This is a genomic window from Plantibacter sp. LMC-P-059a, assembly GCF_030209505.1.
GTDB lineage: Bacteria > Actinomycetota > Actinomycetes > Actinomycetales > Microbacteriaceae > Plantibacter.
On the sequence record NZ_JARVRZ010000006.1, the window covers coordinates 221,601 to 243,353 of the forward strand.

The window sequence follows — 21,753 nt, forward strand, 5'->3', positions numbered from 1 at the left end:
TCGTGTCGATCGTAGGCGGCCGGATGTTTCGGAACCGTCTGGCGATCGCCCGACGCCCACGAGACCCCCGAGCGACTGGACTGGGGCCCGATCACCGGACGCCGATCCGCGGCGATCCGTGGAGGAGGAATCATGCGACACCAGGACTTCGACCAGCGGCGCCACCCGCGGCGACTGCACGCGACGCGACGGCCTGCAGCTGGCCGGCGCACCGCGAACCGGGCCGTCACCGTCCTCGCGGTCTCCGCCGTCGCCCTCGCCGCCGCGATCGCCCTGGTCGCGTGCACCGGCGTCGCGCCCGCGATCACGCGTGCGATCACGTCCTCGGCCGGGCAGCCCGATCCGGACGACGGCACGACCGTGGCGGACGGCGGGTTCGGGACCGCCGACGGCGTACTCGAAGAGAACCGCTTCACTGCGGACGACGTCGAGCTGCCCGGCATCGCGAACCTCGAACCGGACCTCCTCGAGGCGGTCCGTCAGGCGACCGACGCAGCGGCGGAAGACGACATCACGCTGTTCATCAGCTCGGGATGGCGGAGCACGGCCTACCAGCAGCATCTGCTCGACGAGGCGATCCTGCGCTACGGCAGCGAGGAGGCGGCCCGGCAGGTCGTCGCCACCCCGGAGGGTTCCTCGCACACCCGCGGAGCCGCCGTCGACATCGGTGCCACGGACGCCGACTACTGGCTCATCGAGCACGGTTCCGCGTTCGGCCTCTGCCAGACCTACGCGAACGAGATCTGGCACTTCGAACTGGCCACCACCCCGGGCGGCGACTGCCCGGAGCTCCTCCCCGACGCTGGCTGAGCCGCCGTCAGGCCGGCCGGTCCAGCGACTCTACGCGGGGCTCCGGAGGCAGCGGTGCCAGTCGGCTGACGAACTCATCGACCCGGATCCGGAGGTCCCGGAACGCCTCGTCGAACGCCTCTTCGGTGGCCGACAGGGCGGGGTCGGGGACGGACCAGTGCAGGTCGTCGCGCCCGGCGAGTTCCTCGTGCGCCCGGTTGCAGACGGTGATGATGAAGTCGTCCGGCTGGAGCACGTCCTGCGTGCCGCGTGGGTGCTGCGAACCGATCCGGATGCCGTGTCGCGCTGCCGCCCGCACCGCTCCCGGGTTCACCTGGTCGCCGGGGCGACTGCCCGCGGAGGCGACCGGCACGCTGCTGCGGTCCAGCCAGAGCGCCTCGGCCATCCGGGACCGTGCGGAGTTGGCCGTGCAGACGAAGACCACGCGGCTCGGGACGCTGATCGGTTCCGGTGCGAGGCGGTCGAAGGCGCCGGGGACAAGGCGGACGTAGTTGCGACGGCCATCGGACTCCGACCGCGACCGCGAGAGGATCCCCGCCTTCTGCAGGACGCTCAGGTGATGGGCGACGAGGTTCGAGCTCATCCCGAGTGCCGCCTGGATCTCCGTCGGCGACAGGTCGCCCAAGGCGAGGAGGTCCACGATGCGCAGGCGGGCCGGCTCGGCGAGCGCGGCGAACTTCGACGCCCTTACCGCCAGCGACTCCACCGACACAACCCCCGTTGACTCAACCACGATTGACTCAATAATAGGCTGAGTCACCCGTCGGTCACGCTCGAGCACGCCCGCTCGACGCCCGGGTCACCTGGAGAAGGAGCTTGTCATGGGTATCGGAACCGGAATCGCCCTGGTCGTCATCGGAGCCATTCTCGCCTTCGCCGTCAACGTCGACGTCCCCGCCGTGGACCTCACGCTCATCGGGTACATCCTCATGGCAGCCGGCGCAGTCGTGTTCCTCATCTCGCTCATCCTCGTGCTGCGTCACCGCCAGGTGTCGTCGACGACGCGTTCCGCCGTCGACCCGAACAGCGGTGAGCGCGTGACCCGCCGGAGCACCACCGACAACGACGGTCCCGTCCTCTGAGGACCGGGCCGACCGCACCACCCATGACCGAACCCGGCGTCGACGACCCGCGCACCGGCGACCTCTTGGACGGACGCTACCGCCTGGGAGCGCGCATCGGATCCGGCGGCATGGCGACCGTCCACCTCGCGACCGACGAGACCCTCGGGCGTCAGGTCGCGGTGAAGCTGTTCCGCCCCGGCACGACCGACGCCTCGTTGGGAGCGCGGACCGCCTCGGAGACGCGTCTGCTGGCATCGCTCAACCATCACGCGCTCGTCACCCTCTTCGACGCGCGCGTCGTCTCCGGTGACGGTTCCTACCTCGTCATGGAGTACGTCGACGGACCGACGCTGTCGCAGCGCATCAGCCGATCGCCGCTGCCGTCACCTGAGGTCGCTGCGATGGCGGTCGACCTCGCGGAGGCGCTGCACACCGTGCACGCCGCCAGGGTCGTGCACCGCGACATCAAGCCGTCGAACGTGCTGTTGCGCCGATCGGTCCTCCCGCACCAGGAGTATCGCGCGAAGCTCGCCGACTTCGGCATCGCGCACCTCATCGACAGCACCCGCATGACCGCACCCGGCTCTCTGATGGGCACCGTCGCGTACCTCAGTCCCGAACTCGTCCGGGGCGCCGATCCGGCCACACCCGCCGACGTCTACGCCCTCGGGTTGGTCCTCCTCGAAGCGCTGACGGGCCGCCGCGCCTACCCGCAGACGAGCACCCATGAATCCCTGATGGCGCGCTTGAACGCGTCGCCGACGATCCCCGGGACACTCGGGTACCAGTGGAAGTCCCTGCTGACGGCGATGACCGCGTCGGATCCGGCCGCGCGCCCGACGGCGCTCGAGGTCGCCGTGGCCGCGCGCGACCTCGGCCCGCTGCCCGACCAGGCGACGGACCCGGTGACCGCGACGATGGCGATGTCGGCCGGGTCGGCGTCGACGGATGCGGCCACTCCAGCCACCGCGATGACGGCGGCTCCGACGGCGACGACGGAGCGGTTCGATGCCGCGGCTCCCACGGCGACGACGGAACGGTTCGACACGCAGGGCCCGGCCGTCGATCCCACGCTGGTGCTCCCGACCCGATCGCGCGCCGACGAGGGGCTCTCCACGACGACCGTGCTCGGTGATTCCCCACGTTCGACGCGTCGGGTCGACGAACGCGCTCGACGCGCCGCCGTCGAGCGGCGTTCGCGAACGATCCGGGTCTGGGTGCTCCTCGGCGTGATCCTCCTCGTGGCGGCTGCCGCCCTCGTGTGGTTGCTCGTCTCGTCGGCGCAACCTTCTGTGCCGGCCCTGCCGGAGTTGCCGGATCCGCTGTCGACGCACCTGGACGAGCTGATGCGGGAGGTGACCCCATGACCCGATCGAAGAACCGCGCTCGGGTGCTCTTCGCTGCTCCCCTGCTCGTCGTAGCGCTGCTCAGCGGCTGCGCGACGCCGAACACGGGGCTCGACGCGGACACCGGTCGCGAACTGCAACAGGGGGTCGTCGCGGTTGCCGATGCCGCCGCCGCGGGCGACACCGCACGTGCCGTCGCCGCGTTGGACGCCCTCGAGGCACGAGTGGCCGAGGCGGAAGCGGACGGCTCCGTCTCCGCGAGTCGGCTGACGGACATCCGCGCGGCCATCGCCACCGTCAGGGCCGACCTCTCTCCCGTCGTCGAGACACCGGCACCCACACCGACGCCCACGCCCACGCCCAGCTCGGTCGAGCCGGTGGAGCCCGCCGCCCCGGTGGACGACGGCGCGGACGAGCCAGGCGACGATGGTGGCCCCGGGAACGGGAACGGAAACGGGAACGACGGCGGCAAGAACGGCGACAAGGGCAACAACGGCAACGGCAACGGGAACGGCAAGAAGGACAAATGAGACGACGAGGGATGTCAGCAGCAGCAGCGGACGACGAGCCCGGCACCGGGCCGGACGATGAGCAGTCGGCGAAACGCAACCGTCGGGAGCGCGACGGGGTGTCGACCGTGCAGCACAGCGTCGTCGTCGATCTCCCCATCGCCGCCGTCTACAAGCAGTGGGTCGACTTCGAGTCGTACCCGGAGTTCCTCCCGGCGGTGCGCGAGGTGACGACGACCGGCGAGGTCTACAGTCGCTGGACCGTCGCGATCAGCAAACTCTCGCGGCAGTTCCTCGTCGAGATCCTGGAGCAGCTTCCCGAGGAGCGTCTGGTCTGGCGCACCATCGAGGGCGACGTCTGGTTCAGTGGCGACGCGACCTTCGACGCGATCGACAAGCAGCAGACCCGCGTGGACGTCACGGTGCACTGGAAGCCGGTGACCGCGGTGGAACGGACCGCTGCGGCGCTCGGGCTCGCCGGGCGAGCCGTCCGCGGGACGCTCGACGCGTTCAAGACCTACATCGAGTCGACCGGCGGCCCCTCGGGTCACTCCCGGATCAAGGTCGTCTCGCCGAAGGGCTAGGCGTCGGCCGCACGCCAGACGACCCCGGGACCTCACAGGTCCCGGGGCCGTCGTCATATGACCGGTTGCGGCTATCGCTCGCGCGACTCGGACGCGGTGGTCGTCGTCACCGAACCGTCGGCGCCACTCGACGGGTCCGTCGTCGTGCCGGCGGCGGCGGACGCCGTCGCCTTACCGCGGGCGGCCGCTTCGAGGGACTCCGCCTCCTCGCCACCGAGCGCCTCGCCGCGGGCGACGAGCCCGGCGACGTCGGAGAGCGGGATCTGCTTGAGCAGCAGCGAGAGCAGGAACGCCGCACCGATGAACGGCAGCAGGTACCAGAACACCGGGGCGAGCGCGTCGGCGTACGCGGTCACGACGCCGTCGCGGACGCCGGGCGGGAGCTGGCTGAGCGTCTGCGGATCGATCGTCGACGCCGCACTGGACGCCTCGTCGGGGCTCGCACCCGAACCGGCGAAGACGTCCCGCAGGTTCGAGGTCAGGCGCGTGGTGAAGATCGTGCCGAACACGGCGACACCGAGCGACGCACCGACCTCGCGGAAGTAGTTGTTCGTGCTCGTCGCCGTACCGACCATCGACGCGTCGACCGAGTTCTGCGCCACGAGGACGACGACCTGCATGATCAGGCCGAGGCCCGCACCGAAGAAGAAGAGGAACACGCAGATGAGCCAGATCGGGGTGTCGGCCGTGAGCGTCGTGAACGCGATCATGGACGCCGCCGTGACGAGCGTCCCGATGACCGGGAACATGCGGTAGCGACCGGTCTTGGTGATCAGGTTGCCCGACACGATCGACGTGCCGATGAGGCCGACCATCATCGGGATCATGAGGAGACCCGATGCGGCTGCGGAGGTGCCGGACGACATCTGGAGGAAGGTCGGCACGAAGCCGATCGCCGAGAACATGCCGAGCCCGAGGGTGAGGCCGATCGCGGTCGCGTTGATGAACGTCGGGTTCTTGAAGAGCGACAGCGGGATGATCGGGTCCTTCGCGCGCGCCTCGGTGATGACGAAGAGCAGGGCGGCGACCAGCATGCCGATGCCGAACAACCAGGTCTCGATGGCGCCCCAGCCGTGCGCCTCGTCGCCACCGAAGTCGGTGAAGAAGATCAGGCAGGTGGTGAAGGCCGAGAGGAAGATCACGCCGAGGATGTCGATCGGGGCCGTTGCCTTCTTGTTCGGCAGCTTCAGGGTGAAGAACGCGATCGCGAAGGCGGCGATACCGACCGGGATGTTGATGTAGAACGCCCACTGCCAGGTGAGGTGGTCGACGAAGAAGCCACCGAGGAGCGGGCCACCCACGGCGGAGAGACCGAAGACAGCGCCGAGCGGGCCGAGATACTTGCCGCGCTCGGAGGCCGGGACGATGTCGGCGATGATCGCCTGCGACAGGATCATGAGCCCGCCGCCGCCGAGGCCCTGGACGGCGCGCCAGACGATGAGCTGGGTGAAGTCGCCGGCGAAGGCGCAGCCGATGGACGCGATGGTGAACAGCGCGATCGCGACGAGGAACAGCCGTCGGCGGCCGAGGACATCACCGAACTTGCCGTACACGGGCATGACGACGGTGGTCGCCAGCAGGTAGGCGGTGGTGAGCCAGACCTGGTGGTCGACGCCACCCAGCTGTCCGACGATCGTCGGCATGGCGGTCGAGACGATCGTCTGGTCGAGGCTGGAGAGCAGCATGCCCGCGATGAGGGCGGCGAAGATGATCCAGATGCGGCGCTTGGTGAGCAGCATCGGGCCCTCGGTGGGCGCGGCGGTGGCGGCGGTCACGGGAGGTCCTTTCGGGGAGTGGGGTCGGTGTGGGGGTTCTGGGGTGCGACGTCGAGGTCGTCGCCGTCGGGATCGGTGGGTTCGAGTACGGCGCGGTACGTCGCGAGGCAGTCGCGGATGGAGCCGACGATGTCGAACTCCCCGCCCTCGCCGAGGTCGGGGACGCCGCTGCCGAACACGCGCGCCATGGTCGTCTTGATCGCCATCCCGAAGAGGTCGGCGCAGGCACGGGCACGCGGGTCGTCCGTCGGGACGCCTTCCCGCAGGGCGATGAGCTCGACGAGCATCTGCTCGCGCTCGCGGTTCAGGCCCATGAAGCGGACCAGCAGCTTGGGTTCGCGCTCGAGGGCGGCGTGGAAGTCGACGTGCTCGGCGAGGCCGAATCCGGACCGCTCCGCATGGGCGGCCGCGATGAGCATGAAGTCGTCGAGCACGGCGCGCCACCCCCGCGAGCCCAGGGCGAGGAACTCGGTGGCGAACCGCTCGCTCTCCTCGGACTCGTCGATGCCGAGGACCGCGTCCTCCTTGCTCGGGAAGTAGTTGAAGAAGGTGCGGCGCGAGACGCCGACCTCCTCACAGAGTTCCTCGATGGTGAATCCGTTGAGGCCCTGGGCCGCTGTGAGTCGTCGGGACACCGTCGTCAGGCGTGTGGCGGTCGCGGCCATCCGCTCAGACAGCCGATTCGTCGAAGTTGCACTCTGCATCACGAAGTGCAGTATTGCACTCTCCACCCCAGGGTGCAAGTCGCTCTCTTCCAGCCCCGGACGAGCTCGCAGCCGCGCTCACTAGAGTGAGCGGATGGACCCCCGCCAGGCACGCACCCGTCGCGCCCTCCGCGAGGCGATCCACACGCTCGCGACGGAGGGCCGCATCGACCAGGTGACGGTCGCGGATGTCGCTCGAGCGGCCGGGATCACCCGCGACACCTTCTACCGGCACGCGCCGACGCCCGTCCACCTGCTCGCCGACGTGCTCGGCGAGGAACTGGACGACACGCTCCGTGCACATGCGGACCTCCCGGCGGAGAGCGGCTCCGAGCTGAGCGTCTTCGACGAGTCGGAACGCGAACTCCTGCGGCACGTGGCCGAGCACGCGACGATCTATCGCAACGCGATGCAGCCCCGCCTCGTCGGTCCCCTCCGCGATGCGCTCACCGCACGGATCGAGGCGGCGCTCCGTCACCATCTCGACCGTCACCCGCAGATCGCCCCGCCGCGCGAGGACGGCATCGACCCCGAACGCCACGTGCGGATGCTCGTCGCCTACGCCGGTGCTGGCACGGTCGCGGCGATCGAGGAGTGGCTCCGCACCGGCGAACTCGACGACATCGACGCCGCCGCCCGCACCGTCATCGCCGCCTCCCCCGCCTGGTGGCTCGGTCGTCGCTAGACCGGTTCGGGCTGACCGACTCCCGCCGAGGCGAGACATATGTCGGTGTAGGCATATCTGCTCTGTGGATAACCCTGGGACGGGTTCCGGCCGCGCCTAGCGTCGAGGGATGCCAGTCGCTCCACGTCCCCGCACCCATTCCGCTTTCGCTCTCGTGGCGGGCCTGCTCGCCCTGACGGCGTGCTCCGGCCCGGATCCCGCGCCGCCGCCGAGCAGCGCCCCGCCGGTGTTCGCCAGTGAGGAGGAGGCGCTGAGCGCGGTGACGGAGACGTACCAGGAGTACATGCGGATCTCGAATGCAATCCTTCTGGATGGAGGCCTGGAGGTCCAACGGATCGACGTCATCGTTGGGAAGGAGCTCGCTGAGTTCGAACACGGAAGCCTCGTCGAACTCGCTACCGCCGGAAAGACCATGGTCGGAGCGCCGACACTGATCTCGACGCACCTCTCAGAGTGGTACTCCAGCCCGGACTCCCTCGGCGTCATCGCGAAGGCGAAGTCTTGCATCGATCTCAGCACTGTCGATGTTCTTGACGCCGCTGGCAACTCCACGGTGCGACCTGACCGCCCTCGGACTCGCACATGGGCCTACGACGTGGGCACGGGTAACAAGGAGCAAACCGAACTCGTCCTCATGAACCACGTTGCGGTCGCCGAAGGAGAGTCATGCGAAATCTGAGGTGCGCTCTCGCAGCCGCAACAGCCCTGGTGGTAGCACTCACGCTCGCGCCCGCAAACGTGGCGATCGCCGCCTCCTGCGGATCGGAGGGCCAACTGGAAGGTGCTTGCATCGGGAGCGGTTCGGTCGACATTGGTGGCAGCGTGGAGCGGCCCGGGACCGGGGGTGGGGGCTCCGGTGGCTCAGGCGGTGGTGACAGCGGTGGCGGTTCGACCGAGCTCCCGCCCGGCGTCACCGACGGACCCAACGGCGAACGCACTGTATGCAGTCTCGTGCGTCCCGACGACTGCTACACGATCACCCCTGGCGAACTGATCCCCGGCTTCGAACCCACACCCGCCGCTCAACCGGTCACCATCCGGGACCTCATCAGCTTCGCGCCCGCCGCCCCGACCATCACCACCGAACCGGGGGGCTGGGGTGTGCGCGGGCTGCACACCAACGTGATCGCCGGTGCATCAGGCCACACCCGCTCGGGCACCCTCCTCGGACAGACGGCGGAGGTGAACTTCATCCCCGTCGGGTTCACCATCGACTACGGCGACGGCACCACCGCCACCAGCAGCACCGGCGGAGCGACCTGGGCGTCCCTCGGACTCCCCGAGTTCTCCAAGACCCCGACCAGTCACCGGTACACGACCGTCGGGTCCAAGACGATCACCGTGGAGGTCGAGTACGCGGCCGAGTACCGGGTCGGCGACAGTGGCTGGCTTCCCGTGATCGGAACCCTGACCATCCCCTCGGACACTCCGCACCCCATCCAGATCGTCCGCAACGCGACCGTCGGCGTCGACAAACCCTGCCGACCCGGTAAACCCACCATCGGCTGCTGAACCCGGCACCGATTCACCGCCGTGAGCGCGCCCCGGCGGCGTGAGCGCAACGCTCCGGAGGCCCGCGCTCACGTCACCGGGGCAGGCCCGCGCCCGCAACACCGCGCTCACGCCAGCGCACCGCGCCGGCACAACACGCTGACGCAGACCGTTGGAGGAAGACCGTCAGGAGGCGGTGAAGACCGAGATCCGCGCGAGGTGCGGCTGCGCTCGGGATGCGGTGATCGTCACGCGCAACTCGGTCGTCTCGACCGCGTCGAACCGGAGGATCCGCTGAGCACCGACGGTCGCCGCCGAAGCGAGCACCCGCGGCACACCGTCGGTATCCAGCGCCGAGACCTCGACCCCTTCGACCACCTGGCCATGTGCGATCGCCTCCCGCACACTCACTCCGGACACCGGCTGCGGTCGGTCCCATCGGAACCGCAGGGTCGGCAGGGGATCGTCGTCGTCCGGGCGCCACGTCACCACGTCCAGCTGCGACCCGGTCCCCGTGATCGAGGTGGTCGGCACCGGCGCGCTCGACATCGTGAGCAGCGCGGAACCCGCGACGTCGTTCCGCTCCAGGTCGTCGATCAGTCGGCCGAGTCCGGCGAGGCTCTCGAGGTCGGGCTCCGCGATCACCCCGTCGCGGGTCGGGGGCAGGTTGAGCAGGAACGTCGCGTTGCCGCCGACGCTGCGCTCGTAGATGTCGAAGAGCTCCTCGGCCGAACGGACCATCCCGTCCTCGGCGGGGTGATGGAACCAGCCCGGACGGATCGAGGTGTTGACCTCGGCCGGGTACCAGACGAGCGGCTCCGTGGTCGCGAGTATCGCGGCTCGGCTCCCGAGGTCCTCCTCGTCGGACTGCACCGCCCGCGAGAAGAGCCCGTCGTCGACCTGCTGCGAGCGGTCGGCGGTGCGCTCCGCATCACGCAACGACGCCGGCACCACACTCCACTCGTCCGCGCGGGTCGATCCGGCCTCGTTCCCGCACCAGCGCACGTCCGGCCCGCATACGCTGATCGCGGCGTTCGGCTGGAGTTCGCGGACGACGGCGTAGTAGCGGTCCCAGTCGTACAGCTGCTTCTTGCCGTTCGGCCCCTCACCGTTCGCGCCGTCGAACCAGACCGAGAACAACTCGCCGTAGCCGGTGAGGAGTTCGGTGAGCTGGGCGACGAAGAAGTCGTCATAGGCGTCGCCGGAGCCGTAGCTCGGCTCGGCTCGATCCCAGGGCGACAGGTAGACGCCGAACGCCAACCCTGCCGCGCGACACGCGTCCGCGACCTCTGCCACGAGGTCGCCACCACCATCGCGCCACGGGCTCGACGCGACGGAATGGTCGCTCACGGCTGTCGGCCACAGCGCGAACCCGTCGTGGTGCTTGCAGGTGAGGATGAGCCCGCGCATGCCGGCGCTCTTCGCTGCGGCGACCCACTGCTCGGCATCGACGCCGGACGGATCGAACACGGCGGGCGATTCGGTGCCGTCACCCCATTCGCGGTCAGTCATCGTGTTGACCCCGAAGTGGATGAAGCCGTAGAACTCCATCCCCTGCCACGCGAGCTGCCGCGGTGACGGCACGACGGCGACCGCCTCCGCCAGGCGTGCGGTGGCATCGACCACCGGTGCGGCCGAACCGTCGGCCTCCGCGCGGCTCATCGGAACTTCCGGTTGTAGAGGGCGAGCAGCGTGATCAACCCGGCGAGCCCGAGGAGCATCACCCCGAGGTTCAGCCAACCAACCGACTGGTTGGCGATGATCACCGCGGCCACGCAGCTCACGAACACGACCGCCGCGACGACGGCTCCCACACGTTCCTTGGTCATTCCTTCAGCCCTCCGGCTCCGACGTTCTGCAACAGACGTTTCTGGATGATGATGTACAGGATCACGACGGGGATGATGACGATCACCATACCCGCGTACAACCGGCCGTAGTCGGCGGCCGCGCGCTGCGCCTGGAACAGGTTCAGCAGCCCAACCTGCAGGGTCTTGTTGTCGCCCGGGATCAGCGACAACGAGATGATGTAGTCGTTCCAGTAGCTCAGGAAGTTGAACAGGATCGCCGTGCTGATGGCCGGCATCGCCATCGGCAGCATGACCGTCCGCATCGTGCGGAACCGCGATGCGCCGTCGAGCGTGGCGGCCTCCTCGTAGGACACCGGGATGGTGCGGAAGTAGGCGAGCAGCAGGTAGATCGTGAACGGCAGCGACGTCGCCGCGTAGACGAGCCCGAGGACGAACAGGTTGTCGATGAAGAAACCGCTCGGCATGAACGTCCGCAGCGCCTTGTCCCACCCGAGCAGCATGAGGAAGATCGGGATGACGATGTAGTTCACGTTGATGAACAGGCCGGCGAGCAGCAGCGTCTCGAGGATCGACTTGCCGCGGAACTCGAACCGGGCCAGCGCATACGCGGCCGGCACGGCGATGATCAGGACGAAGCACAGGCCGACGACGGTGACGAGGAGCGAGTTGAGCAGGTAGGGGCCCATGTTCGCGTCGACGAACGCGTCCACGAAGTTCTGCCAGTGCAGTCCCTCGGGCAGCGCCCACGGGTTGCCGTAGAACTCGCCCTTGGTCTTGACGGAGGCCATGACGACCCAGAGCACGGGCACCAGGATCATGAGCGAGATGAGGATCAGGACGAGGTTCGAGATCCACGACACCGGCTTGCGGCGACGGGCACGCTGACGGGAGGTCGGACCTGGTGGAACCGAGGATGACGGCGGTGTCACGATCGGCGGGACGGGGGCTGAGGTGGTCGTGGTCATCAGAACTGGAGGACCTCTCGCTTGGTCGCACGGCTGATGATGAGCGCCGCGAGGAATGAGAACAGGAAGATCGCCGTCCCGATGGCCATGCCGTAGCCGTAGCTCGAGTTCGTGTACGCCTGCTTGTACATGTAGTCGAGGAGGACCTCGGAGGAACCGTCGGGGCCACCGCCGGTGAGGGCCCGGACGAGGACGAAGGCGAGGTTGATCGAGCTGATGATGAAGAAGATCAGCGAGGTGCGGAGCGTCTCCCAGACGAGCGGCAGCGTGACGTCGAAGAACTGCCGGAACGGGCCTGCGCCGTCGAGTGCTGAGGCCTCGTAGATCTCCGCCGGGATGTTCGACATGCCCGACATGTAGAGGACGAGGTAGTAGCCGAGCGACTGCCACACCATCGCGAAGGCGATGCTGTACATGATGATCTTCTGGTCGCCGAGCCAGACCTGCGACAACGACTCGAGGCCGAGGAAGGTCAGGGAGCCGTTGATGAGCCCGTTCTGCTGGTCGTACACGGCGGAGAAGATCGCGGCGACGACGACGATCGACAGGACGCTCGGCAGGTAGAGCACGAAGCGGTAGAGGTTGCGAGCACGCACCTTGCCCTGCGTCATGACCCCTGCGAGCACGAGCCCGCCGGCCATCGTCACGATGGAGACGACCACGAGGAGGAAGACGGTGTTCTGGAACGCCCGCACGAACTGCATGTCGCCGGCGAGGGCGACGAAGTTGTCGAAGCCGGCGAACGTGGGGGTGCCGCCGACGCCGGTCCAGTTGTAGAGCGACATCCGGAACACGTCGAAGGTCGGCACGACCATGAAGAGCACGTAGAGGATGATCGCGGGCGCGACGCACAGCAGCACGAAGCGGTTCTTCCCACGGGTGTTGAGGGAGACGGAGCGTCTGGCCACGGCGCGTCCTTTCTGCGAAGAGGGGGTGGTGTGCCCGTCCGATGTGGGGGCATCGGACGGGCACACCGGTCGGGATCAGCCCGCGAGCTGGTCGGTGAGCTTGTTGCTCGCCTCGTTGACCTGGTTCTGCCAGTCCTCGAGGGTGGTGGTGCCGGAGAGGACACTGTTGGCCGCGTCGAACAGCGTGGCCTTGAGGTCGACACCGGGGACCGGCTTGGTCGCGGCGAAGGCACCGACGACGGCCTCGACACCGGGCTCGCTGTAGACGGCGTAGAAGTCCTTCGCCTCACCGGTCAGTCGCTCCGGGAGTCCCTGGATCGGCTGGATGGCGTTGGCCTTCGCGAAGATGTCAGCGGCCTCATCCGAGTACAGGTACGCGATGAAGTCCTTCGCCGCGTCCTTGTTCGTGGCCTCCTTCGGGACCCACGCCGACTCGACGAACGTCGTCAGGTAGCGCGTGCCGTCGGCCTCGGAAGCGGGGACCGGGGTGAGCCCCCACTGGAACCCGTCGGTGCGCGGGGCATCCTTCATCTCGTTGGCGATCCACGACCCGTTCGGCATGAACAGCGTGGTGCCATCGAGGATGGTCTGCTGGTTCTTCGTGAAGTCCTGCCCGTTGGCGTAGCCGACCGTGGTCGGGGCCGCGTAGCTGAGGAGCTTTGTCGTCAGTTCGAGGGCCTCGGTGGCGTCGTCGGACTTCCACACGTCCTTCTTGTAGGTGAGGACGTCGTTCAGGAACTCCGGCCCGCCCACCGCGGACAGCAGCGAGAAGAAGTAGGAGTCGAGGTACCCGGCGGTGGGATAGGTGAAGAGCGAGATGCCCTTCGCCTTCGCCTCGTCGCCGAGTTCGAACATCTCGTCCCACGTGGTGGGGACGGTCCAGCCGTTGTCGGCGAACAGCTTCTGGTTGTAGACGAGGCCCGTGGGCGACGCGTACATCGGCATGAGGTAGACCTCGTCGTCACCGTAGGGGTTGGTGTTGAGGTTGCCGACGATGCCGGGGGTCAGCTTGTCGCCGACCGTGACGTCCTCGCCGGGGATCTTCGCGTCGAGGACGCTCGTCAGGTCTTCGAGGTTGCTGTCGCGGACGAAGGACTCCGTGAAGCCCTCCTTGGCGCCGAGGCCGAGGACGACGAGGTCGGGGTAGTCGCCGGCCGCGACCTGCGGGGTGAGCTCGTCGGCGAGGGTCTTGCTCGTCGTGAGCTCGATCTTCACGTCGGGGTTGAGCTTCTCGTAGGCCGCGACGACCTCCTCGTACATCTCGGAGCCGTAGCCGCCTTCGAAGGCGGCGATCTTCAGGGTGTCGGCGTCGTCGCCGTTCGTCCCGGAGTTGCCCGCGCAGCCGGCGAGCATGCCGACCGTCGCGAACGCGGCGATGACGCCGACGGTTCTCGTGTGCTTCATGACAGGGGTCCTTCCCAGTGAGGGTGGGTGCTGCAGGGGGTGGCGGGGAGAGCGGTGATGCGGTTACGGGGGTGTGCGAGGGCGCTGCGGTCCGTCATCGGTTCATGGCCGATGCGCGGCGGGCCCGCAGGGTGAGGGCGGCTCCTCCGGCCAGCAGGAGCAGGATCCCTGCGGCTGCCGGCGCGAGGCCGTCGACGCCGGTGCTCGCGAGCGATCCGCCGTTGGAACCGGTACCGGTGGCGCCAGATCCACCGGTACCGGGGCTTCCTGCGCCGGGCGTGCCGGGTGCGCCCGGTCCACCCGGCGTGACCGGGGTGCCGCCACCGGGCTCGAAGGCCTCGATCGCGGCGTTCAGCGAGACGACCGCTGCCTGCACGTCGGCGTTCGTCACGGCGGTGTTGCCGGTCGCGACGGTGTCGCGGTTGACGAGCGCCAGGACGGCCTCCGCGGAGGCGATCGCCGCGGTCAACGTCTCGACGCCGTCGGCCGCCGGAGCGGCGGCGCGCGCCGACTGCGCTGCGGGCGCTGACGAGGCGAGGAGGGCCTTCGCCGTCGCGATCGACGCCGCGAGCTCCGTCGTGTCGACGATCTCCACCGTGACCCGCTCGGTCGCGTTCGAGCCGAACTCGAAGACGACTCCGGAGGCACCGAGCTCCTTGTCGGCGGCGAACGCATTCGTGAGCGTGATCGTGGCGCCGTCCGCCGTGTCGGTGCGGACGAAGTCGGCGTCGTCGAGGCTGCCGACGATCGCTCCGGAGGGCTGCACGTACCGGAGACCGGTGAGGGTGTCACCGTCGAGGTCGACCGTGAACGTCGGCAGGTTGTCGGGGTCCTCCGCCATCGCGGCGTTCTTGTCCATGACCGCCGCCGTCGGGGTCACAGTGGGATCGGTGGCGACGACCGCGCCGTTGAAGACGCTGATGGTGGTGAGGGTCGGTGCGTAGACCTGGCCGGGCACCAGACTCTCGAGCGACACCCGGAGCTTCGAGCTGGTGATCGAACCGAAGTCCTTCACGACCTTGCTCGCGCCGATCCCGGTCTGGGAGGAGAAGCCCACCCAGGCACCGGCGGCTGCGTCCCACCGCTGGAGGGAGAAGGCGTTGACGCGGGCGTCGGTCCCGGAGTCGGTGAACTCCGAGAGGTCGACCTCGTCGAACGTCGTCTCGGCACCGAAGTCGATGTCGATCGTCAGGGGGTAGGTGGCGTCGTCCGCACCGGCCCAGCGTGTCGCCGGGTCGCCGTCGACGAGCTTGCCCGCGTTGAACTCGAAGTCGTTGTGCGGGTGCGTGCTGCTCGCGACGATCGGCTTGCCCTTGGCGAGGTCGACGCGGGTGTCCACGCCCTCGTTCTCGATCGGGTCGGTGTCCACCGGGTTGTCGACCTTCGCACCGACTGCGGCCTCGTACAGCCCGATGTCGACGCCGTCACCGTAGTAGAGCTCGGTGCCGAAGAAGTCGTCGGAGCCGATGCGCTCGTTGTAGCGCCCGGTGTCGATGAGCGGTGAGGTCTCCCGCAGCTTGAACAGGGACGCGGAGTCGCGGATGGCGTCGACGCCCGCGTCCTTCGCGTAGTCGGCGGGGTTCCCGACGAACTCCGGGTCACCGACGACGGCCCGCTTGTCCGCCGGCTGGTTGGCCGACTGCTTGCCGCTCGCCTCGAAGTAGGCGTTGTTCGAGAACACGCCCTTGTCGAGGCCGCCCGCCTTCCGCGCCCAGTTCGTGGACGTGGAGGTGGAGGTGTTGTAGAAGACATTGTTCGCGAAGTAGACGCGGTCCTTCAGCACCTCGTCGTGGAAGCTCTCGAGCTCCGCGCCGTCGTAGACGAAGACGTTGTTGAGGATGTAGGTGGGCGAGTAGTTCGACGACAGCATGTTCTTGAAGATCACACCGTTGTCGTTGACGCTCAGGTTGTAGCGGGCGATCGAGTTGGAGCTGTTGCCCATGTAGGACATCCAGCCGCCCTGGTTGTCGTGCGAGTAGTTGTGCTCGTAGACGACGTTGAAGTTCGTGAACTCGAGGTCCCACGGCGTCGCGTCGTACTCGTTGGCGGGGCCGCCGTAGATCTCGTTGAAGCGCATCACGCTGTCGGCACCGGCCCACAGGTAGAGGCCCGCGGAGACCTGGTTGTAGCGCTCGAGCCAGCCGTTCGCCTCGTTGTACTCGGCGGTGAGGCGCTGGGTGTTCGCGAACTGGAACGGACCCTGGCCGGTGCTCTCGGCGTAGTTGTGGCTGATCGTCACGTCGCGGCTGTAGAGGTCGCGGTCGCGGACCCAGAGCTGTTCCCAGCCCTCGTGGTACTTGCCGGAGGCATCCGTCTGACCCTGCTGGTCGCCGAACCAGTTGAAGGCGAACTGCACGGCGTGCAGCTCGACGTTCTCGAAGGTGTTGTCCTGGATGCTGATGTCCTCGAAGTGGTGGCCACCCGTCGGGTACGCGGTGTACTGCTGGGAACCGAAGACCTGGAAGTTGACGCCCGCGTAGTGGATCTTCTGCCAGGAGGACGGGCCGTCGATGTCGTGCGCGAAGACGTTCGTGACGCTGATGCCGCGCATGATCGAGTCGGCACCGGCCTCGAGCTTGTCGGCGTTGATCGACACGGAGACACCGTCGCGGACGTAGCTGCCCGTGGTGATGTCGGTCGCGAAGTCGTCGTCGTTCGACACCTCGAGGTTGGCGATGTGCACATACTGCTGGTTGCGGAGGATCACGGCGCCGGTCAACCCGACGGTCTCGGGGTTCTTCACACCCGGGCTCGTGAACGGGCTGGGGACCTGTCCGTTCGTCGCGATGTAGGGGCGACGCGCGTCGGCGGCTCCATAGGCGTCGATGACGATGGGCGCGGCCTCGGTCCCGGAACCCTTCGGCCACAGGGACGTGTCGGACCACGTCTCCCCGGCCTTCAGGAGGACACGGTCGCCCGGCGCGAACGTCTTGGCGTTGACGGGCGTGAAGCTCTTCCACGCGGTGTCGGCCGAGGTGCCTGCTGCGGCGTCGTCACCGGCGGTCGCGTCGACGAAGTAGTCCGTGCCACCCGTCGTGTTCGGGGTGTCACCGGCCCAGCCGGTCGGAGCGGCGGCCGCTCGGACGGCGGTGTCGGGGGTGGTCGGGGCCGCCGATGCCGCCGGCGCGAAGGCCGTGACGAAGAGGGCGGTGAGTCCGAGAGCGGCAAGCCCTCGGAGTGCGGGGTGGTGGGCGGACCGGTTCCGACGTCTGCGTCGGGGTTCCGGGATCGCCGCGGGGGTGGCGGTGTTCATCAGTGCGTGTCCTCCATCGTGAGTTGGTGCAGGGCGTTGCTGTCCATCTGGCGGTCTTGGGCTGCGACGCGCTCGGCGATGAGCGCGTCGAGGGCGTCGTTCACGAGCTGGGCTCGGATGCGGCTGGCATAGGCGGCGAAGGCGGCGGCGCGGTCGACGGTGACGGCGTCCACCCGGTAGACGACGTGCGCGCCCTGCTCCACGACGGGCGAACTGAACGCGCCGACGGGCAGGGTGGCGACCTCGGCGACCAGGCGCGGGTCGGGTGTGCGCGAGCCGCCGTCGAGGAGACCGGTGGCGCCGTCGAGGGTCGATGCGGAGACCGTCGCGCCGGTGCTGCCGACGGCGTCGACACCCTCTGTCGCGAGCCGGGCGGCGAACTGTTCGGCGGTGGTCGAATCGAGTGGCACGGCGATCCGCGTGAGGGCGTAGGTGCTCGCGTTCAGCGTCCAGTCCTCGGCGTGCGCCTCGAACGCCTCGCGGACCTGCGCCTCGGAGACGTCGATGAGCGGGTCGTCGCCCGAGCTCACGGCCGAGGCGAGCTTGGTCCGGACGTCGGAGAGGAGCCGACCGTAGAACTCCTGCGCGCGGAACGAGGTGAGCCCGTAGACGACCTCCCCCTCGCCGAGCTGAGCGGCGAGGGCCGTGTTGGTGTCGGCGAGCGCTTGTTCGAATCCGGCGAAGTCCGTGAACGGGAGCAGTCCGTGCTCGTGACCGAGGTCGAAGACGACACGGTCGGCCGCGAGCTCGTCGAGGGCGGCTGCCCGCAGGCGGTCGATCGCCGTCGTGTCGCCGAGCCGTGCGTCCCAGTCGACGGTCGCGGAGCCGGTCTCGACGAGGACCTCGTTCTCGATCGCGGGGCGGACACGTTCCATGTGGAAGAGCAGCTCGTCTCGGGTGACCGTGGTGCCGTCGATCGTCCCCAGCTCCGCGGGAGCCGCTCCGGCCCCGGTGACGGCGACCCCCGCGACGACGACGCCCGCGAGGACCGCTGCGCCGGCGGCGAGGAGCAGGCGTGTCCGACGCCGACCGCGTTGGCGCGCTGCACGGAGGCCGTGAGCGGAAGCGTCGGTGCTGTTCATCGGTGCGGCCTTTCCGTGGAAGTGGAGCGGGGTCGGCGGTGGTTGGGAGTCATGCTGGCAGAAAATGATACGGATAACAATCGTCGACACGAAAGCGTTACAAAGTCGCTCATAGTCGGCAAACACAGGCTTGGCATCCATAACATGCATGCCCCATAGTGGAAGCCTGCACGCTGATCCGAGGAGACGACCGCACCATGACGAAGTTCGCCGACGCTGTCGGTTCAGCCCTCCCGCACGTCGCCGACGAGCCACAGCCCGCTCTCCCCGCGGCGCTGCACTGGCACGACGGGGAGCTGCTCCGCAACGGCGTCCCGCACTCCATCCGGTCCGGATCGCTGCACTACTTCCGTGTCGTCCCGGAGCACTGGCGCGACCGGATGCTGCGCTTCGTCGACCTCGGCCTCAACTCCATCGACACCTACATCCCCTGGAACTTCCACCAACCCCAGGTCGACGTGGCACCCGAGTTCACCGGCTGGCGCGACATCGGGCGGTTCATGGACACCGCCGCCGACCTCGGTCTCGACGTCCTCCTCCGACCCGGCCCGTACATCTGCGCGGAGTGGTCGAACGGCGGCCTACCGGCCTGGCTCACCGCCCGCGACATCGCGCTCCGCAGCTCGGACCCGGGTTACCAGCAGCCGGTCGAGACCTGGTTCGAAGAGCTCATCCCCCGGCTCGCGCCCTACCAGGCCGTCCACGGTGGGCCGGTCGTCGCCGTGCAGGTCGAGAACGAGTACGGCAGTTACGGCGACGACGCCCGATACCCCGGCTGGCTCGCCTCGCTCCTGCGCCGACTCGGCGTGCAGGAGCTGCTCTACACCGCCGACGGGCCCACCGATCTGATGATCGACGGCGGCTCGATCCCCGGCATCATGATGGCCGCCACGCTCGGTTCGAAGCCGGATGAGGCTCGCGCCCTGCTCCGGAGCCGCCGGCCGGACGAGCCCTTCTTCGTCGCGGAGTTCTGGAACGGATGGTTCGACCACTGGGGCCAGCCGCACCATGTGCGCGACGCCGACAACGCCGCCGAGGTCGCGCGAGGCATCCTGGCCGACGGCGGCAGCATCAGCATCTACATGGCGCACGGCGGGACGAACTTCGGCCTCTGGTCCGGGGCGAACGTCGTCGACGGCGAGCTGCGACCGACCATCACCAGTTACGATTCCGACGCGCCGATCGCCGAGGACGGTCGACTCACCCCCAAGTTCTTCGCCCTCCGCGAGGCTCTCGGCAAGGCGGACCAGCCGCTGCGCTCGCCCGAGCTGCGGTACCTGCCGGAACGCAGCGTGCCACTGCAGCACGGCGCCGGGCTACTCGACGCCCTCGGTGGGCTCGGCGGTCCGCTCGGCGAGCGGACGGCGTCACCGGCGGCCTTCGAAGACCTCGACGTCGACGGCGGCCTGGTCGTCTTCGAGGCGGACGTCCTCCTCCCCGACCGCCCGGTCGACCTCGTGTTCGACGGCGTCGCCGATCGCGCCCTGGTCTTCCTCGACGGCGAGCACCAGGCGACGATCACGGCGGCCGGTACGGTGACCGTGATCGGTACGGGACTCGTCTCGAAACTGACGGTCGTGGTGGAGAACCTCGGCCGCGTCAACTACGGCCCGCAGTTGGGCTCCAGGAAGGGCCTGCTCGGCCCGGTGCTCGTGGAGCGTCGTCTCGTGCACGGCTGGCGAGCACGGCCCGTCGCCCTCGACCGCCTGGATGCCCTGCACCTCCGCTCGGTCGTCGAACGGTCGGTCATCGAACGGTCAGAAGACGGAGCCGATTCCGAGGGCGTGGACGACGGCGGCTTGTCGAGCGGGACCTTCCACGTCGACGAACCGCTCGACACCCACCTGCGGCTCCCCGGGTTCACGAAGGGGTTCGTCTGGATCAACGGCGCGCTGCTCGGCCGGTACTGGAACATCGGTCCGCAGCAGACGCTCTACGTCCCCGGGCCGCTCCTTCGGTCGGGATCGAATCGGATCGTCGTCCTCGAGCTCCACCGCTCGGGGTCGCGCGTCGAGCTCGTCAGCCACCCGGAGCTCGGACCGACCGAGGAGTACGTCGAGGAGTTCTGAGCCCGGCGCTCAGCGTGCCGTGCCGGGCGCCGCGGTGCTCCCGCGGACGATCAACTCCGGCAGCATGACGACCGTCTCGCGCTCCGCAGCGGGCTCCTCGATCAGCGTGAGCAGGTGTTCGACGGCGAGGCGACCCATCTCGCTGAACGGCTGCCGGATGGTCGTGAGCGGCGGCGAGGCGTACTGCGCCAGGGCGATGTCGTCCATTCCGATGACGGACACGTCGCCCGGCACACTCCGGCCGAGTTCGGCGAGGGCACGCAGCACCCCGAACGCCATCTCGTCGCTCGAGACGAAGATCGCGGTGACGTCCGGCATGCGACCGAGGAGGAGTCCGTTGCGGTAGCCCGACTCCGGGCTCCAGTCGCCGTACAGGACGGGCGGTTCGTCGATGCCGCGGTCGCGCAGGGCGGCCTGCCAGCCGATCGTCCGACCTCCAGCGTCCTTCCAGGCCGTCGGGCCGCTCAGGTGCCAGACGGTCTCGTGCCCGAGGTCGAGCAGGTGCTCCGTCGCCATGCGGCCGGCGGCCTCCTGGTCCACCCGGACGATCTCGTCGGCGAAGGACTCGAGGCCGTCGATCACGACCGTCGGCAGGTCGGCCGTCACCCGCAGCAAGGAGACCTCGTCCCAGATCGGAACGGCGATCACGAGTCCGTCGACGCCCTGGTTGCGGAGCCGGTCGATGGCGTCGGTGATGGACGCGGCGGACAACGACGTCGTCCCGGCGGCGCTCACGAAGTAGTCGTGCTGGTGCGTCGCGCGTTGGATGCCGAGCATCATCGACGAGCGCGCGTAGTAGTCGGTCTCGTGGGTGAGGACGCCGATGGTGCGGCTGCGGCCGGTGACGAGCGCCCGGGCGAGGCCGGTGCGCCGATAGCCCGTCTGCTCGACAGCCGCCTCCACCTGGAGCCGGGTCACCTCGGTCACGTTGTCGAGGCCGCGGAGCACCCGGGAGACGGTCTGCGGGGAGACGCCGGCGATCGCCGCGACGTCGGCCATCGTGGGCATGCGGGTGCGCTTGTCGCGTTGCCTGCGCCTGCCCGGTGGCACCGGATCGTCGCTCGGTGCTGGTGCGTCGAGCGCTGTCGGTCCCCCGGATGACGTCATTTCCACATGTTAGCCAATGGCACGGATAACACCCGCAGCCCCTCCGACAGGGCCAGCGCGGTGCGCTGACGCGAATGCGCTCGAATCGGCGTGGCCGCGCCCCGCAGCCGTGGGTGCGCCCCTCTGGAGACCCGCGCTCACGTCACAGACCCGCGCTCACGTCAGCGCACCGCGCTGGCGGAGGGA

Annotated in this window: 20 protein-coding genes; 9 read left to right on the forward strand and 11 right to left on the reverse strand. The window is 68.8% G+C overall.

From position 1 onward, the window contains the following. Positions 1-132: 132 nt before the first annotated feature. The gene (locus QRN27_RS14385) at positions 133-810 is read left to right on the forward strand and encodes a M15 family metallopeptidase (RefSeq protein ID WP_285042809.1); all 678 of its coding nucleotides are present in this window, start codon (positions 133-135) and stop codon (positions 808-810) included. 7 nt (positions 811-817) lie between these two features. Here the strand turns inward: QRN27_RS14385 and QRN27_RS14390 are convergent, their stop codons facing one another. After that, positions 818-1,543: a metalloregulator ArsR/SmtB family transcription factor gene (locus QRN27_RS14390; RefSeq protein WP_285042810.1), complete on the reverse strand. Its 726-nt coding sequence runs from the start codon at positions 1,541-1,543 to the stop codon at positions 818-820. 88 nt (positions 1,544-1,631) lie between these two features. Here QRN27_RS14390 and QRN27_RS14395 point away from each other — a divergent pair, with 88 nt between their 5' ends. From QRN27_RS14395 to QRN27_RS14410, 4 genes are read left to right on the forward strand one after another with little or no spacing between them, the layout of a single operon-like run. Further along, on the forward strand, positions 1,632-1,892 hold the full coding sequence (locus QRN27_RS14395) for a DUF6458 family protein (RefSeq protein ID WP_285042811.1): 261 nt from the start codon (positions 1,632-1,634) through the stop codon (positions 1,890-1,892). A 23-nt stretch (positions 1,893-1,915) separates the two neighbouring features. Then, the gene (locus QRN27_RS14400) at positions 1,916-3,241 is read left to right on the forward strand and encodes a serine/threonine-protein kinase (RefSeq protein WP_285042812.1); all 1,326 of its coding nucleotides are present in this window, start codon (positions 1,916-1,918) and stop codon (positions 3,239-3,241) included. Continuing rightward, positions 3,238-3,750: a hypothetical protein gene (locus QRN27_RS14405; RefSeq protein WP_285042813.1), complete on the forward strand. Its 513-nt coding sequence runs from the start codon at positions 3,238-3,240 to the stop codon at positions 3,748-3,750. Before QRN27_RS14400 ends, QRN27_RS14405 begins: the two co-directional genes overlap by 4 nt. A gap of 11 nt (positions 3,751-3,761) precedes the next feature. Then, entirely contained in the window at positions 3,762-4,313 is a 552-nt protein-coding gene (locus QRN27_RS14410; protein WP_285042814.1) for an SRPBCC family protein, read from the forward strand. 71 nt (positions 4,314-4,384) lie between these two features. Here the strand turns inward: QRN27_RS14410 and QRN27_RS14415 are convergent, their stop codons facing one another. Together QRN27_RS14415 and QRN27_RS14420 are read right to left on the reverse strand one after the other, a co-directional pair. Further along, positions 4,385-6,052: an MDR family MFS transporter gene (locus QRN27_RS14415; RefSeq protein ID WP_285043115.1), complete on the reverse strand. Its 1,668-nt coding sequence runs from the start codon at positions 6,050-6,052 to the stop codon at positions 4,385-4,387. Positions 6,053-6,084: 32 nt separating this feature from the next. Next, on the reverse strand, positions 6,085-6,792 hold the full coding sequence (locus QRN27_RS14420) for a TetR/AcrR family transcriptional regulator (protein WP_285042815.1): 708 nt from the start codon (positions 6,790-6,792) through the stop codon (positions 6,085-6,087). A gap of 94 nt (positions 6,793-6,886) precedes the next feature. Between QRN27_RS14420 and QRN27_RS14425 the strand changes: the two genes are divergently transcribed. The 3 genes from QRN27_RS14425 (at position 6,887) to QRN27_RS14435 (ending at position 8,989) form a co-directional block, all read left to right on the forward strand. Beyond that, a complete protein-coding gene (locus tag QRN27_RS14425) occupies positions 6,887-7,477 on the forward strand; it encodes a TetR/AcrR family transcriptional regulator (RefSeq protein ID WP_285042816.1) in 591 nt (196 codons plus the stop codon). Between the two features lie 154 nt (positions 7,478-7,631). After that, complete coding sequence (locus QRN27_RS14430) at positions 7,632-8,156, forward strand: hypothetical protein (protein WP_285042817.1); 525 nt, start codon at positions 7,632-7,634, stop codon at positions 8,154-8,156. Positions 8,157-8,428: 272 nt separating this feature from the next. Then, positions 8,429-8,989 (forward strand): hypothetical protein, encoded by a 561-nt coding sequence (locus QRN27_RS14435; RefSeq protein ID WP_285042818.1) that lies wholly within the window; start codon positions 8,429-8,431, stop codon positions 8,987-8,989. Positions 8,990-9,154: 165 nt separating this feature from the next. Here the strand turns inward: QRN27_RS14435 and QRN27_RS14440 are convergent, their stop codons facing one another. The 7 genes from QRN27_RS14440 to QRN27_RS14470 form a co-directional block, all read right to left on the reverse strand. Further along, positions 9,155-10,630, reverse strand: coding sequence for an alpha-L-fucosidase (locus tag QRN27_RS14440; RefSeq protein ID WP_285042819.1), 1,476 nt, complete (start codon positions 10,628-10,630; stop codon positions 9,155-9,157). Further along, the gene (locus QRN27_RS14445; RefSeq protein ID WP_200936462.1) at positions 10,627-10,797 is read right to left on the reverse strand and encodes a DUF6903 family protein; all 171 of its coding nucleotides are present in this window, start codon (positions 10,795-10,797) and stop codon (positions 10,627-10,629) included. The genes QRN27_RS14440 and QRN27_RS14445 overlap by 4 nt, the downstream gene beginning before the upstream one ends. Next, positions 10,794-11,744: a carbohydrate ABC transporter permease gene (locus tag QRN27_RS14450; protein WP_285042820.1), complete on the reverse strand. Its 951-nt coding sequence runs from the start codon at positions 11,742-11,744 to the stop codon at positions 10,794-10,796. Before QRN27_RS14450 ends, QRN27_RS14445 begins: the two co-directional genes overlap by 4 nt. Then, positions 11,744-12,652 (reverse strand): carbohydrate ABC transporter permease, encoded by a 909-nt coding sequence (locus QRN27_RS14455; RefSeq protein ID WP_285042821.1) that lies wholly within the window; start codon positions 12,650-12,652, stop codon positions 11,744-11,746. The genes QRN27_RS14450 and QRN27_RS14455 overlap by 1 nt, the downstream gene beginning before the upstream one ends. 75 nt (positions 12,653-12,727) lie before the next feature. After that, positions 12,728-14,056, reverse strand: a complete 1,329-nt coding sequence (locus tag QRN27_RS14460) for a carbohydrate ABC transporter substrate-binding protein (protein ID WP_285042822.1) — start codon at positions 14,054-14,056, stop codon at positions 12,728-12,730. A gap of 94 nt (positions 14,057-14,150) precedes the next feature. After that, positions 14,151-17,309, reverse strand: a complete 3,159-nt coding sequence (locus QRN27_RS14465; RefSeq protein WP_285042823.1) for a discoidin domain-containing protein — start codon at positions 17,307-17,309, stop codon at positions 14,151-14,153. Then, on the reverse strand, positions 17,309-18,391 hold the full coding sequence (locus tag QRN27_RS14470; RefSeq protein WP_285042824.1) for a peptidylprolyl isomerase: 1,083 nt from the start codon (positions 18,389-18,391) through the stop codon (positions 17,309-17,311). Before QRN27_RS14470 ends, QRN27_RS14465 begins: the two co-directional genes overlap by 1 nt. 197 nt (positions 18,392-18,588) lie before the next feature. Here QRN27_RS14470 and QRN27_RS14475 point away from each other — a divergent pair, with 197 nt between their 5' ends. Continuing rightward, a complete protein-coding gene (locus QRN27_RS14475) occupies positions 18,589-20,460 on the forward strand; it encodes a glycoside hydrolase family 35 protein (protein ID WP_285042825.1) in 1,872 nt (623 codons plus the stop codon). A 9-nt stretch (positions 20,461-20,469) separates the two neighbouring features. Here the strand turns inward: QRN27_RS14475 and QRN27_RS14480 are convergent, their stop codons facing one another. After that, the gene (locus QRN27_RS14480) at positions 20,470-21,567 is read right to left on the reverse strand and encodes a LacI family DNA-binding transcriptional regulator (RefSeq protein WP_285042826.1); all 1,098 of its coding nucleotides are present in this window, start codon (positions 21,565-21,567) and stop codon (positions 20,470-20,472) included. Positions 21,568-21,753: the final 186 nt, after the last annotated feature.